The organism is Shewanella sp. 10B, assembly GCF_023475885.1.
Lineage (GTDB): Bacteria > Pseudomonadota > Gammaproteobacteria > Enterobacterales > Shewanellaceae > Shewanella > Shewanella mangrovisoli.
The window spans coordinates 1-662 of the sequence record NZ_JAMDJO010000029.1 but is presented as its reverse complement, the minus strand read 5'-3'; the positions used below and the strand labels follow the sequence as shown (position 1 = coordinate 662).

2 rRNA genes are annotated in these 662 nt (G+C 46.2%); both read left to right on the top strand.

The annotated features are described in order from the left end of the window. Nucleotides 1–69 (top strand): 16S ribosomal RNA (locus tag M0415_RS21315); the annotation flags it as partial. Between the two features lie 310 nt (nucleotides 70–379). After that, nucleotides 380–662, top strand: a 23S ribosomal RNA gene (locus M0415_RS21310); the annotation flags it as partial.

Below are 662 nucleotides of genomic sequence, written 5' to 3'. Positions count from 1 at the left end.
TGGTTCATGACTGGGGTGAAGTCGTAACAAGGTAGCCCTAGGGGAACCTGGGGCTGGATCACCTCCTTACCTATACGACTAACTCGATGTTTGTTGAGTGTTCACACAGATGGCTTGTTGAACTTCTCGAAAGAGGAGGGAGAGCGAAATGCACCGCGAGCCGGTAAGCATTGTTCTTTAACAATTTGGAAAGCTGATAGTAATTAATACAATGATGTCTGTCGTTGTGTTAATACGAAAAAATTGAGTTCTTAAAACACTTTTTAAGTGTCTTGAATATTCAAGTCTAAGGCGAGTCCATCTTCTTGGTCGAAGATGAGACAAGTAAAACCAGCTGGTCGCAACGACGCAAGTGATGTGAAACTCATTTGGGTTGTATGGTTAAGCGACTAAGCGTATACGGTGGATGCCTTGGCAGTCAGAGGCGATGAAGGACGTAGTAACTTGCGAAAAGCGTTGGCGAGCTAGTAACAAGCATTTGAGCTAACGATGTCCGAATGGGGGAACCCGGCCGCATAAGCGGTCATCATGTAGTGAATACATAGCTGCATGAGGCAAACGAGGGGAACTGAAACATCTAAGTACCCTTAGGAAAAGAAATCAACCGAGATTCCCCTAGTAGCGGCGAGCGAACGGGGATTAGCCCTTAAGTCAGAGGGGTG